This is a genomic window from Paenibacillus sp. ALJ109b, from assembly GCF_010747435.1.
Lineage (GTDB): Bacteria > Bacillota > Bacilli > Paenibacillales > Paenibacillaceae > Paenibacillus > Paenibacillus taichungensis.
Genome location: NZ_JAAIFP010000008.1, coordinates 173,742 through 186,886 on the forward strand (window position 1 = coordinate 173,742; position 13,145 = coordinate 186,886).

12 protein-coding genes are annotated in these 13,145 nt (G+C 46.8%); 8 read left to right on the plus strand and 4 right to left on the minus strand.

Translation table 11 applies throughout. The features are described 5' to 3' along the window. Positions 1 to 418: 418 nt before the first annotated feature. Positions 419 to 2,188: a proline--tRNA ligase gene (locus G3352_RS10480; RefSeq protein WP_163756248.1), complete on the plus strand. Its 1,770-nt coding sequence runs from the start codon at positions 419 to 421 to the stop codon at positions 2,186 to 2,188. A 586-nt stretch (positions 2,189 to 2,774) separates the two neighbouring features. Here G3352_RS10480 and G3352_RS10485 read toward each other — a convergent pair. The 3 genes from G3352_RS10485 to G3352_RS10495 form a co-directional block, all read right to left on the minus strand. Next, positions 2,775 to 4,580 carry a 5'-nucleotidase C-terminal domain-containing protein gene (locus tag G3352_RS10485; RefSeq protein WP_163756250.1) on the minus strand — a complete coding sequence of 602 codons (1,806 nt, stop codon included), beginning with the start codon at positions 4,578 to 4,580 and terminating at the stop codon, positions 2,775 to 2,777. Between the two features lie 191 nt (positions 4,581 to 4,771). Further along, a complete protein-coding gene (locus tag G3352_RS10490) occupies positions 4,772 to 5,179 on the minus strand; it encodes an ImmA/IrrE family metallo-endopeptidase (RefSeq protein WP_062323893.1) in 408 nt (135 codons plus the stop codon). 42 nt (positions 5,180 to 5,221) lie between these two features. Beyond that, the gene (locus G3352_RS10495) at positions 5,222 to 5,668 is read right to left on the minus strand and encodes a helix-turn-helix domain-containing protein (protein ID WP_163756787.1); all 447 of its coding nucleotides are present in this window, start codon (positions 5,666 to 5,668) and stop codon (positions 5,222 to 5,224) included. A gap of 752 nt (positions 5,669 to 6,420) precedes the next feature. On the opposite strand from G3352_RS10495, the gene G3352_RS10500 reads away from it, so the two are divergent. The 7 genes from G3352_RS10500 (at position 6,421) to G3352_RS10530 (ending at position 12,387) form a co-directional block, all read left to right on the plus strand. Continuing rightward, positions 6,421 to 6,903: an ArpU family phage packaging/lysis transcriptional regulator gene (locus G3352_RS10500; RefSeq protein WP_113051765.1), complete on the plus strand. Its 483-nt coding sequence runs from the start codon at positions 6,421 to 6,423 to the stop codon at positions 6,901 to 6,903. Between the two features lie 95 nt (positions 6,904 to 6,998). Continuing rightward, complete coding sequence (locus G3352_RS10505) at positions 6,999 to 8,669, plus strand: GAF domain-containing sensor histidine kinase (RefSeq protein WP_163756268.1); 1,671 nt, start codon at positions 6,999 to 7,001, stop codon at positions 8,667 to 8,669. Positions 8,670 to 8,687: 18 nt separating this feature from the next. Then, complete coding sequence (locus tag G3352_RS10510) at positions 8,688 to 9,410, plus strand: response regulator (protein ID WP_163756270.1); 723 nt, start codon at positions 8,688 to 8,690, stop codon at positions 9,408 to 9,410. A gap of 182 nt (positions 9,411 to 9,592) precedes the next feature. Further along, entirely contained in the window at positions 9,593 to 10,168 is a 576-nt protein-coding gene (locus G3352_RS10515) for an NADPH-dependent FMN reductase (protein WP_163756272.1), read from the plus strand. A gap of 18 nt (positions 10,169 to 10,186) precedes the next feature. Next, a complete protein-coding gene (locus tag G3352_RS10520; protein WP_163756274.1) occupies positions 10,187 to 10,657 on the plus strand; it encodes a VOC family protein in 471 nt (156 codons plus the stop codon). Next, positions 10,654 to 11,289: a VOC family protein gene (locus G3352_RS10525; RefSeq protein WP_163756275.1), complete on the plus strand. Its 636-nt coding sequence runs from the start codon at positions 10,654 to 10,656 to the stop codon at positions 11,287 to 11,289. Before G3352_RS10520 ends, G3352_RS10525 begins: the two co-directional genes overlap by 4 nt. Positions 11,290 to 11,433: 144 nt before the next feature. Continuing rightward, positions 11,434 to 12,387 carry a hypothetical protein gene (locus G3352_RS10530; protein ID WP_163756277.1) on the plus strand — a complete coding sequence of 318 codons (954 nt, stop codon included), beginning with the start codon at positions 11,434 to 11,436 and terminating at the stop codon, positions 12,385 to 12,387. A gap of 56 nt (positions 12,388 to 12,443) precedes the next feature. Here G3352_RS10530 and G3352_RS10535 read toward each other — a convergent pair whose 3' ends face one another. Next, a complete protein-coding gene (locus G3352_RS10535) occupies positions 12,444 to 12,926 on the minus strand; it encodes a hypothetical protein (protein WP_163756279.1) in 483 nt (160 codons plus the stop codon). Between the last annotated feature and the right edge of the window lie 219 nt (positions 12,927 to 13,145).

A 13,145-nucleotide genomic window follows, 5' to 3' on the forward strand; every position in this document is an offset into this window, starting at 1 on the left:
GTGTGGTTGACAACTTCTTGTAAATACACTATGGTGATCAAAATGATAACAGCGATCAACGAGGACATAATTACGTCAGCCAGCTTCTACAGAGAGGAAACCGCTTAGTGCAAGGTTTCTGTTGCTGTTTCGTTATTCCTACCTCGCGAGCTGCGGAGGAGAAGGCCCGAACGGCCTGTAACCTTCGCCGGATGGGCCCGTTATGCCCTGAAGGACTGCGCGTTCACGTTTTGCATAGGTTGCAAACGGAGAATCGGCTTATGGCCAATGCCTTGATGATTTGATGGCAGGGTCGACCGGCAAAGTGCAGTTAAATAAGGGTGGTACCACGACACATTCGTCCCTTGACGGATGTGTTTTTTTTGCTGTTTATAACCTGATTTACAATAATGAATAGAAGAATAAGGGGTGTGACAAGATGCGTCAAAGTGAAATGCTTGTTCCAACATTACGTGAAGCACCAGCAGAGGCAGATGCAGCAGGGCATCGCTGGTTATTGCGCTCGGGAATGATTCGCCAAATTGCAGCAGGGATATACAGTTACCTACCCTTGGGACGTCGTATCTTGCTGAATGTCGAACGAATCGTTCGAGAAGAAATGGACCGTGCAGGATGTCAGGAAGTATTGTTGCCAATCATGCAGCCTGCTGAGTTATGGGAAGAATCCGGAAGATATACACAGTATGGCCCTGAGCTGATGCGTCTGAAGGATCGCCATGCACGAGAATTCGCCCTGGGTCCAACTCATGAAGAGGTTGTGACTGCACTGGCTCGTGACGAGGTTAATTCCTATCGGAAGCTACCGTTTACACTTTATCAGATTGGTACCAAATTCAGAGATGAACGTCGTCCAAGATTTGGATTGCTGCGGGGACGGGAGTTCATCATGAAGGATGCGTACTCTTTTGCTTCCGATTGGGAAGAGCTGGATCGCACCTATCAGGCCATGAATACGGCGTATTCGCGTATTCTGGAGCGTTGTGGACTGGAGTATATTCGAGTGGAAGCCGATGCAGGCACGATTGGTGGTCAGGGGGAGACCCACGAATTCATGGCACTTGCTGATGTGGGAGAAGATACGATCGTAACCTGCAAACATTGTGGATATGCCGCAAATCTGGAGAAGGCAGGATATCAGACTTCTAAATCTTCTGCTAAGAATCTAGGACAAGCGGAAGTTTCTGCTGACGTAAAAGCGGTTGATCAAGCTGATGGTAAAGCCGAAGGGGATACCTTGGTTCGTATCCAAACGCCAGGAGTACGTACGATCAATGAGTTAAGTGCCTTTGTGGGTGAGGATGCCCAGCATATGATCAAAACACTGCTTTATCAGGCCGATGGTGAACTGGTCGCTGCACTTGTTCGTGGGGATCATGAAGTGAATGATATTGCGCTGAAGCAGGTATTGGGTGTAGAGGAGCTGATTCTGGCTGATGAAAATGCCCTTGCAAGTCATCCGAAATTAACTGTAGGTTTCCTGGGGCCCATTGGACTGGATCTGCCGATTGTAGTAGATGCGGATGTAGCTGCAATGGAACGTGCCATTACAGGAGCGAATGAAGTTGATGTACACTATTCGAATGTAGTTCCAGGTAAAGATTTTGCTTTGGACAAAGTAGATCGAATCCGTTTCGCTGCTGAAGGTGACGGCTGCCCAACCTGTGGAGAATCGCTTGTATTCACAAAAGGAATAGAAGTCGGGCATATCTTCAAACTGGGAACCAAGTACAGTGACGCTATGGGAGCATCCTTCCTGGATCGCAATGGACGGCAGTGCGCACCTGTAATGGGTTGTTACGGTATCGGTGTGTCTCGTCTGATGGCCGCTATTGCTGAACAATATGCCGGAGAAGATGGTATCCGTTGGCCATCAGCCATCGCACCTTATCATGTACATCTGATTCCAATGAGCTGGAAGGATGAACATCAACGCGAACTTACGCTGGAACTGGAACAACAACTATTAGATGCCGGATACAGCGTACTGGTAGATGATCGTGATGAACGGCCAGGGGTGAAGTTCAAGGATTCGGAATTAATCGGTTTGCCTGTCCAGATTGTTATTGGCCGAGGTGCGGCAGAGGGACAGGTGGAATTTGGATCGCATGTTCTTGCAGCACAAGGTGAATCCAAACGAATCAGTCTGTCGGCACAAGAGGCTGTAAGTCAGGTGAAGGATCAGCTATAGTCCGGAATTGAAAACATATATCCATATGAAACCGTACTACGTGCCTCTATATAATAGAACGATGTATAATAGGTCCGGATATTATGCGGTAAGAGATGTTTGTGGTTATGTAACGGATTAAAGCATTAAAAAGAGGGCTATAGTCATGTAAGGATGCAACACTATTTGCGTATTGTCATACCAAATAACTAGAATTTGAAAAATTGTATTCTGTATACAGTCGGTTTGTCCATAAGAGCTTCAGGCGTACCATGTCAGGAATCTATGCATGTGCAAATACGCAAATCACAGAACGAGAAATATAGCGTTTTGATTGTGAAATAACTGCATGAGAGTGGCAATTTTGGAGATATCTTCTATAGTCCATGGTAGAGGGCGTGGGATGAAGGGATTTCCTAAAGTGGCTTTGGGGATTTATTTTTGCAGCAAAGCTATATTCATGTAAAAGTAGAGTGTACATCTCAGCAGGTAACTACTGAGTGATGTAATATGTAAAATAAAAAAAGGGTGTCCATCAGCCGATTATGGCTTGAGGGACACCCTTTCTTTGAATCTTATTGATACAATTATCTGCGCTTCTCAGAACTTAAGAGGCTGTAGGCAGTTTCAATTGTTGCCCTGGATAAATCCAGTGTGGATTTTTGATCTTATTCAGCTTTTGCAGAGCTTGCCAAGTGGTACCGTATTGTTTGGAGATGGAATATAAGGAATCTCCGGATTTTACAACATGCACTTTGGCTGGAGCTGGTTTGCTTGGCGTCGGTTTCGACGGTGCTTCTGGTTTCGGAGTCTCTGGTTTCGGTGTAGTTGGAGCTGGAGCTGGTGTTTCCGTTACTGGAGCTTCCGGTTCAACCACAGGAGCCTTTGCTTCCTTGATTCGCCCGTCTGTTTTGATATCTACAGCGCCCAGTTTTTGCATGTAATCGATCAACGCTTCATCCATAGCACCGTACATGCCGGACGTTGTGTATTTTGCAAACATCGAGTACTCGTCACCGCCAACAGCAGTGAAATCATTCGTAGCCATTGTGTACGTTGCTTTTGGATCAAGGGCTTTATCTCCGATCATGACGGAGTGTACACGGCTGCCTTTTGCAGCGGAAGAATCAATACTGAATGTCATGCCGGATACTTGTGGGAATCCGCCACTTGGCTCTGGATAAGATCCCACACCGTTTTCAAGGGCTGCGAGTACATCGGAGCCTTTTACTTCAAGCGTTACAACCTGATTACCAAAAGGAAGGACGGTAATGATATCACCTTTAGTTACGATACCTTTTTCAATGGAAGAACGAATACCGCCACCGTTTGTGAGTGCGATATCGGCTTTGCTGACGTCACGGATGGCATCTGCCAGCAGGTCACCCAGGTTCGTTTCACCTGCACGTACTTGTTCACGCTTGCCGTCCAGCAGAATCGCCGTATTGGCTACTTCTTCTTTCAGAATGGGTTCTTGTTCTTTCTGAATGGAGTTTACCAATGCGGCAACTTTCTCATTCGGTTTGATGTCTTTTGCTTCCGTTTCATCAATCAGTGTAGCTTGTTTTTTCGTTACTTTGCCGCCGTCAACCCACAGGTCGATCACGCCTACAAAGTTTGTATATTCTCCAGCGCTGGCGATCAATGTTCCGTTATCGGATACAAGTCCATCTTGCAGAACCGTATGGCTATGACCGTCGATGAATACATCAATGCCAGGCACTTCTTTTACAACTTTGAAGCTAGTATCGGTGCTGGAAGCGTCTTGTCCAAGGTGTCCCAATACAACAACAACATCTACTTTGCTGCGAATTTCGTTCACGAGAACTTTGGCTTCCGCAGTTGGGTCTGTAATATCAAGACCTTCCACATTTTTCGGATTCGTTTTATACATCGTTTCCGGTGTAGTCAGCGCAATGATACCGATCTTCACGCCGTCTACTTCTTTAATGAGGTAAGGATCGAAGAGACGAGTTCCGTCTTTCTTTTTCACATTGGCACTGAGCATGGGGAAGTTCATCATATCCGCAAGTTCGATGAGGCGCTCGGAACCGTAGTTGAATTCGTGGTTACCCGGTACAATCGCCTGATAACCGATTTCGTTCATTACTTTGACAATGCTCTCACCGTTAACGAGTGTAGCAAAGGTTGTACCATGCACTGCATCTCCGGCATCCAGCAGAAGGGTATTTGGGTTTTCGCTACGGTATTTGTCCGCAATTCCAGCAACTTTGGCGAAACCCATCGCAGGTGAGGACTCAACTGCGCGTGCGTGCGTGTCATTCGTATGTAGAATAGTAATGTGCTTACCTGTGCCCGGAGTGGTATCCGTTGCAGCAGCGGCAATGCCTACACTGCCAAACAGTAAACAGAGCGTTAGCACAAGCGAAACATAAGTCTTCCAGATTTTCATATGAATCAGTAACCTCCCCAAAATAATAATCTACGTGAGCGTTTACACAACTCATGTTGTATTTTACCAGACTATTATTAGGAAATCTCGTGATTCACGTAAAAATAGGTAACCTGAAAGTGACATCTGATTTTCATAGTGGAAGATTAAGAGAGAATTTCATTCCAAAGGAACGTATGTTCTTAAAAAGGCTAAAAAAAATGCTGCACTTCACGTGGCAGTCCAGTACGCAAACAAAATTTCTCCAGTGATTCATCCGGCTCTGGCATCACCCCTGAAGTTAGAAGCTGTATGGCAAAACGATTGGCCTGTCTCTCCAGCTTGCCTGGGGCAAAATAGGAGTGTTCCTCCAGAAAGAACCGGTTTATGCCTTTGTGCAATCGGTCATGTCCAAGTTCATGGGCACACACGAAACGCTGCCATTCCGGCGGTAAATCATTGTGAATGACGATAAATCTGCGGCGGAGCTTTCGGAAATACAGTCCTTTGGTAGACTTGCCCAGATTGGTGAACCGGATCTGTATTCCAATGGCTCTGGCAATGCTGAAAGGGCAGTTGGTCCGGTGTTTTCGAATCAGCTTTGTTACAATGTCATCCATATCATCTCACCTGCTGCTTTAGTTTATTCAGCTTGAAATGCTTCATGGGCGCTCGTCCGGATCATTCGTTTTTTTGCGTTTATTCATCTGTTTGGCTTCCCAGAACAGACCTGTCAGGACATCCTTGATTCGTTTCTTATCCTCATTATCCAGCGGGATGCCGTCAAACATCAGATCATCCTCGTCCTCGAGCATCTTTTTGAAGTCTCGACGGTCTTTGTAAGTTGCCCATTCTGGAGCGTCATGGAGCTGACTTGCTGTATTTCCGGTTTCCAGATATCCGGCCTGTTTCATCATATCCGCGTAGGGAACTGAGAGTGCATCGGAGATTTTGCGGATGGTAGCAGGCTTGGGAACTCCGCGAACCCCATTCTCAATGCGTGAAATTTGCGAGTTGCTGATTCCTGCTGCTTCGGCGAGCTGATTGATGCTGTATCCCTGTTGCTCGCGCAGTTGTTTCAGATAAGGACCAAAAGCGTGCTCCACAATTCATGCCACTCCTTTGATTCGTACAAGTGCTTGAATTATATATTAAGAGAACTTGTCTCACACGAGTCACTCCGATGGCAGAACAACCTTCCGATCACTGTTATCCCCAGATTTCTTTGATTCCCTTCTCAAAAGGGAGAAATCCGGTGATAAAGGTGAACGCTACGCTTCTCCAGGTTTTTTCTACCCTCTCCGTAGACGTGCAAATCTAGCATTCAATCTTAAGATATAAAAATCAAATGACTTATACGAGGATCTTTAATTATCTGTACTATATCGTATATATACCATTAGGTAAAGGGATATGAAACAATTATGCCAAAAGGTAAAGGAAATGAGAGTGCGGGTTTTATTTTATAGTTAAAACGACCCAAAATGAAGGTTTACGCCGATCCCCAGAAAGTGGTATCCTCAAATAGAAATACGAACAAAATACGAACAAAATGTAAAGTTGAGACAAGTTGGATGATGGGGAAAATGAATTATTCCTGCTTCATAGCTGACTTTAATTGATTCCAAAAGGCAACAGAAAAAACTTGAAAAATGCCGTTACTATTTCAGAGAACTGGATAACTCTAATAAAAGGAGTATTTTGTATTCATCCAGAGAGCGATTCAAATCAGCAATAGGTAGATCGAAAAGCTTCTATTCGTCTATCTATTGTACCCGTAAGCGACTGGAACCGAATAATACAAAATACCAAAGATGAGATGAATGCGAGTTTAACTGACCCTTTAAGGAGGAGAATGAATATGGAACTGATGCTGCCCGAATTGGACCGACGCAAAACACAGACTGCTGTTGAAGCCGCGCTGGAAAAATACCGGATTTATAAAACGATTGCTTTTGAAGAACGAGAGGTAATGGTGACGGCGAGTTACGCAGAGCGTTTCCATGGTGCAACGAATGTGACCGGGGATTCCACTGCCAGAACGGCAATCTATAATGTGGATGTACAGCGCGCACGTCAGGCGTACTGCGATACAATTGATTTTGTGGTATCTCGACTGAGCGAGAAGGAACGTGTACTTGTCAGAGAACGTTATCTGAAGGATGACGATGTATTTGACTATAAAGTGTATAACCATGTGTTTGACCCGCCTGTCAGCAAGGATACGTATACGAAGATTCGAACACGTGCTTTCTATAAAATGGCGCTGGCTCTGTCGGATCGGGGTCTGATTAATATGGAGCCTTTATCTGCATCTCGCAAAGAACGAAAGAAGCTGGGATAGAGGTAAAGCAACAAGTTCATCCTTTTATATCCTTCGCTGATTGTATACAATAATTGAAAACAACACTAAGGATCAGTCAAAGGAGAGGAATCCGCATGACGGAACAAGCCGGAATGCAGGAGATGTACACACTGAAGACGATCGCGGAGACGCTCAACACATCCAACGACCTGAATCTGATGCTGGATACGGTACTCGGTAAATTGTTGGAACTGACGGGATTGACTACGGGCTGGGTGTTCCTGATCGATGCTCAGGGAGAGTACTCCTGTGTTGCTGATTACAGTCTGCCTCCTGCTCTGCTGCATCATGATAAGGAGCCGATGCGCTGTGGGTCTTGCTGGTGCGTGAATCGCTTCCGGGACGGGAGATTGGATAATGCCGTCAATATTATTAATTGCAAACGCCTGGAGGAAGCCGTCGATCATCAATGGGGAGATACCCGTGACATCACCCATCATGCAACGGTTCCGCTCCGCTCGGGGGAGAAGATGCTGGGACTGCTGAATGTTGCTGCACCAGGAAAAGAGCATTTTAGTGATAGTGAGCTGGCGCTTTTGCAGGCTGTAGCTTATCAGCTAGGTAGTGCAATGGAGCGGATGCGATTATATAGCGCAGAGCAAAGGCGAGCGGATCTGTATGTCAGGCTGGGGGAGTTCAGCCGATCGCTGGGCGTGACGGTCAACGATTGCAACAGTGGAGACGATATGGCCAAGACGGTTGTAAAGCTGCTTGGACATCATTATGACTGGCCATTTGCCACACTGTTATCCCAGAAGAGTGGAAGCTTTATGGTACAGGCCGCTTATGCTCATGGCAAGTCCGAAATGATGACACCATCTGGACTCTCTCCAGAGGTGGAGAATCGCATGCATCGTGTGATTGACTCTCATCGGGCTGTGGTATTGTCGGCAACGGAAATCCAAGATGTTTCTGCCATTTGCAATAATCAGTTCCCTATGTCCGTTTTGGCTTCGGGGTTGGCTGCACCCATCCCATTAAGCTCTCCTGGCGAAACGGCAGTACTGGTGGTTGGATTGAGCTCGGCCAATGATTTCCTTCAGGCAGATCGTGAGGTTTTCGATGCACTCTCTGAACATATTACAGCCTCGTGGGAGAGTCTGAGACTGGTATACAAACGGCGGGAATTAACCCGACTGGAGGAACGAAACCGACTGGCTCGAGATTTGCATGATTCGGTGAACCAAATTTTGTTCTCCCTGTCCCTGACAGCCAAAGGTGCAGAGAGCATGTTAGCCGGATCACAACAGCTGCATCCGGCTGCGGAAGCGATGAAGGATATACGTTCCTTGTCACAGGAAGCATTGAAGGAAATGCGCGCCTTGATTATGCAGCTTCGTCCGGCGGGGTTGGAATCTGGACTGCTCAGTGCCTTGCAGGAATATGGTACAGGACAGGGATTGCAGGTCGTTGTACATCGGACGGGTATGCGCTCCTTACCTCAAAGTATTGAGGAAGGCTTATGGCGTATCGGACAGGAAGCGCTGAATAATGTACGTAAACATGCGGGAGTTCCTTCCGCTGAGATATCCCTCCAGCTAAGCGATCAGGAAGCGGTCTTAATCGTTACAGATCGTGGAAAAGGGGGAGCCAAAAGGCGTGAGGCCTTGCCTGCCAGTTCACTTGGTCTGTCCATCATGAGGGAGCGGGCCCAGTCATTGGGCGGCAGACTTGAACTTGTGAGTTCATCCCGTAAGGGAACATCGGTAACGGTCGTCATTCCACTTCCGTCCGAATCTGTATAAAATCAGGGGGAAGAAGACATGCCGATTACGATTTTACTCGCGGACGATCATGCAATGGTGAGGCGCGGGTTGCACGTTTTTTTGTCCACACAGCCAGATATGGAAGTCGTCGGAGAATCCTCGAACGGACAGGAAGCACTGGAACAAGCAGAACAGCTGCACCCGGATGTGGTATTAATGGATCTGCATATGCCCGTGCTTGATGGGATTGAGACGGCGAGAAGGCTTCGTGCGATCTTGCCTGGAATCCGTATCATCGTGCTTACGTCCTTCTCGGATCAGGATCATGTCGTACCGGCCGTACGCGCAGGAGTGAAGGGATATCTACTGAAAGATATTGAGCCAGAGGATCTTGCCGTTGCCATCCGTAATGTGCATGCAGGTCAAGTTGAGCTTCATCCTGCAGCAGCAGGACAATTAATGCATGTGATGGCTTCGTCTGAACTGTCGATGAATGAAGCGCATGGGCATGCAAATCCGCATACGTCTACTCGGCTTCCGGAGCAGGAGCGGGTTGGGCTGGGAAAAGGAACTTCTCATGGCCCGGACATGCTTACCCGTCGGGAACGAGAGGTTCTGGGGCTGATCGCACAAGGATTGAGTAATAAAGAGATCGCCATCAAACTAATCATTACCGAGAAAACGGTGAAAACCCATGTCAGTCATCTGTTGGACAAATTGGGACTGGCAGACCGCACGCAAGCTGCGCTTCATGCCGTAAGAAATGGTTGGGTCGTCTGATCCAGCTTCCAATATTCTCAGACTAAAGTCGTAGAAACTCAACCCAAAGGTTGAGTTTTTTTGTGCTGCAAGTTAAGTCTATCTGCTGACGATTCCGTGGTAGAAGCAAGGTAAGATGAGAGTAGAGAAAGTTGAATCGAAGAGATGGAATGTTTTTATAAAATCGAAGGAGAGTGACATAGATGAATATTATCATTTTGGCAGGCAGTAATCGGAAAAATGCAACCAGTACACGTTTAGGGGAATATGCCGTGGAGGTGATCAGCGGTCAGGGGCATGAAGCCAGCTTGTTCGATTTATATCAGACACCGCTCCCATTCTATGCACCGGATGAAAAACAGAATGAAGATCAGAATCTGTCTGATCTGAACACACGTATGCTCGCCGCAGATGCCATTATCCTGTCTACGCCAGAGTATCACGGCAGCATCAGCGGTGTACTCAAAAATGCATTGGATCATCTGAGCCAGGCTCATTTCAGTGGTAAACCGGTATTGTCCATCAGCTCAGCAGGAGGTGCGGTCGGCGTAAGTTCGCTTTTGCAGCTGCAGGCTATTATTCGCAATTTGCACGGTATTAACGCGCAGGAGTGGATTTCCATTGGTGGTGCACAGCGCAGAAGATTTGAAGCAACGTTTGACGGATACGAAGAATTTGAAGGCAGTCAGGACATTGAGGATCGGATCAAACGTGTGATTGGTTCATTTTTGCACCTTTCCGAGACGTTAACTGCAGTACGGAGGCCGTCCGAGAGTTAAGAGAAAGAGGTTTTCATCATGATTAAAGGCATATTTGAGACTCATCTGAACGTAACGGATCTGGAGAGATCCCATCATTTTTATGAACAGATCATTGGATTGCAGCACGCTTATGGGCAGAAGGAACGTGGGAACTCCTTTTACTGGATTGGCGATGAAGGCAACGCGATGCTCGGACTATGGCAAAAGGACCCTTCGGAGGTGCAGCGACAGCATTTTGCTTTTCAGGTATCGTTGGAGGATATGAAGCAGGCTGTCACTTATCTTGAGGAGAAAGGGATCAAGACGCATAACTTTTTGGATGATGATATTGGTGAGTTATATGTATTTGGATGGATGCCGGCTGTGTCCGTGTATTTTACTGATCCGGATGGTCATTCTCTGGAGTTCATATCGATGCTCCCGGATGAAGCGAAGCCAGAACTTGGCATGGTGCCATGGAGTGAGTGGGAGAAGATGCACGGTCGGGTGAAGGAGGACACAGCATGATTTTTGATGAGGTCAAATTATATACAGCACGATTGGAAGACATCAAGCACTTTTATATCAACACTCTGGGGTTGAACATGGCTGAAGAGTCCGAGCATTCCTTCACGCTACAGATTGGTTTAACGAAAATGATATTCATGCGTAGTGAAGCTGATCAGAATCCGTTTTACCACTTTGCCTGGATGATTCCAACAAATCGTTTTCAGGAGGCCAAAGCGTGGGCAGCGGCACGTGTCCGTCTAAGCAGGCATGAAGGTGAGGATGAGACTTATTCAACCAATTGGAACTCGAATTCGCTCTATTTCGAAGATCCTGTGGGTAACATTCTGGAGCTGATTGCTCATCATACCGTTCATAACGAGAGTGATCGCCCCTTTTCGGAGAAGGATCTGCTGCAGGTGTGTGAGGTGGGACTTGTCACGGAAGATGTGCTTTCTGCGGTAGATGAACTTGAGCAGATGGGATTGAAACGATGGAGAGTGATTAGTGATACCTTTGCCCCTGTTGGGGATGTGAACGGTCTGTTTATTGTGGTGAAGAAGGAGCGAACCTGGTTCTTTTCCGAGCAAAAAGCAAACATATATCCGCTGGAAGTGTCCATTCGTGAAGTCGGGAGACTTCGAATCGGCTAAAATACGCGGAACAGCAGGCAAAACGGTCATATGTGCACCATTTGAATCATCTTATAGAAGTAAACGCTTTATAAAGAGTGTTTTGCTAAAAAACTGTTGCTGGTCGTGTGTGTATCAGGGTTCGCATCGATGAAGGGTGGTGGCATGTTGGATCGACGTTTGTTGGAAGAAGGGCTGGCTGTTATTGTGTCCAGTCGGGAGCGTACAGGAGATTTGTGGCACGCCCACTATGGGGCGGGAGCTATTGCGGCTTATTTTTGGGTGCGTGAAAATCGTCTCACTGCCCTTGCAGCGGGCAGTGTTACGGCAGAAGCGAAAGCCATGCTTCGCCAGCACGGATTGAACGATGGCTTGAACTCCAGGGATGGAGAGATTTTGCCAAGGGAAGAGGCCGAAGCGCATATTACAGAAGCGCTGGATCGAACCATCGGTGAGCTGCACTGGGTTGGTCATCAGGCCATCTATGGTGCCCTTAGTCTGAAAGCCATTCGAGAACTGGATGGTTGGGGCACGAAGCATGACATGAATCAGATGGTTGAACTTATTGATTCTTTTGAACGAACCATTCCAGGTAGATCTTGGGTAAACACAACTGTGAAAGAAATTCGCAGCTTGAAGTTAAGTGAGGCAGACGGATTCCCTGATATAGAACGACCGGAACAATTGTCCCGGCTGATTCTGGATGAGCTTGGCGCATTTCGTACCATCTATCAGGCAGAAGCACATCATGATCTGATCGGCCACATGCTAACCTACGGGCACGCGCTTAATATATTATTTGAACTCGATTATCCTGCTTTGTTCCATAAAGGCATTCCGCCTTTTCTCAGGATGGTCAAGGCGCTGCGACTGAGCCGGGATGTGGATGTTGAACAGGAGATGCCAACGCTGCAATCTCCAGTTGACCGTCTGCCATTGATCCGTGCAGAACGCTCTGTTGCACTTCCACATGAACTGGAATACTGGCTCACCGACAGACGTTCCCGCGATTGGCATGGAGGTCATGTGTTCAAATTTCCATTCAGCTTCTACCATCATGCCAGAAACGGAAATTCGGTTCCGGAAAGCTGGGAAAACTTCCGCTATATTATCGCGTGAGCAAAATACTTTTAAGAGAGCACAGCCTGAGAAGGCCGTGCTCTTTTTTTATCTTTTTAACGGGACCAAATTTCAAGAATAAACAGGATCAGAATGACTCTGGATACCAGCATGTATGGTGATTTTCGCATGGGCTGACGCGCTGTCCATATTCCCCAGGAACTCATAAGTGCAATACTTCCCCAGAACACCCACAAGGGAATGCCTTCGGGCGTAAATGGAAAGGACAGCGATGGCAGACCTGTGTTGCCAGCCCCAAGAAGAACAGTGGTCATATAGACGAGCACAAGGAAAAGTAACTCAAATAGCAGGGTTTGCAGCCAGAAATAATAGATGTGGAGCACTCGAAGCAGAATGACTGTGACCAAGATAAACAGGATACCAACGGAAGAGAATGTTGCAGCGGTCCATCCAATGAGTGAAGTAGTTAGAACATCTGTTTCCTGATAAAAGGTGTACATTGTCAAAGCGTACATAATGGGGCCTGCCATATAACTGGTAATAGCGATCCACAGATAGAACCAGAGCTTTTTTTTCATGATCGTATCCATCCTTTATTGTAAATAGGGTTAGAAAGGCCACTTATATCATATAAACAGTATCAGGAATGGATTTGTTGGGTTGTCCGGCAGAAGTCTCTGCAAGAAACCGACATTTAATCGCCAAGATGGCAACAACAAATAGACGTAATCCATACGGATAACCATCAGCGCGACCGATTTAAACATGTAAGATTGTATTATCGGATCAGTAGCAAG

Bases quoted from the DNA above. Each gene is read 5' to 3' on its own strand.
- G3352_RS10485 (WP_163756250.1), bottom strand. From the start codon at position 4,580: ATGAAAATCTGGAAGACTTATGTTTCGCTTGTGCTAACGCTCTGTTTA.
- G3352_RS10515 (WP_163756272.1), top strand. From the start codon at position 9,593: ATGAATATTATCATTTTGGCAGGCAGTAATCGGAAAAATGCAACCAGT.
- G3352_RS10505 (WP_163756268.1), top strand. From the start codon at position 6,999: ATGACGGAACAAGCCGGAATGCAGGAGATGTACACACTGAAGACGATC.
- G3352_RS10500 (WP_113051765.1), top strand. From the start codon at position 6,421: ATGGAACTGATGCTGCCCGAATTGGACCGACGCAAAACACAGACTGCT.
- G3352_RS10480 (WP_163756248.1), top strand. From the start codon at position 419: ATGCGTCAAAGTGAAATGCTTGTTCCAACATTACGTGAAGCACCAGCA.
- G3352_RS10520 (WP_163756274.1), top strand. From the start codon at position 10,187: ATGATTAAAGGCATATTTGAGACTCATCTGAACGTAACGGATCTGGAG.
- G3352_RS10535 (WP_163756279.1), bottom strand. From the start codon at position 12,926: ATGAAAAAAAAGCTCTGGTTCTATCTGTGGATCGCTATTACCAGTTAT.
- G3352_RS10525 (WP_163756275.1), top strand. From the start codon at position 10,654: ATGATTTTTGATGAGGTCAAATTATATACAGCACGATTGGAAGACATC.
- G3352_RS10490 (WP_062323893.1), bottom strand. From the start codon at position 5,179: ATGGATGACATTGTAACAAAGCTGATTCGAAAACACCGGACCAACTGC.
- G3352_RS10530 (WP_163756277.1), top strand. From the start codon at position 11,434: ATGTTGGATCGACGTTTGTTGGAAGAAGGGCTGGCTGTTATTGTGTCC.
- G3352_RS10510 (WP_163756270.1), top strand. From the start codon at position 8,688: ATGCCGATTACGATTTTACTCGCGGACGATCATGCAATGGTGAGGCGC.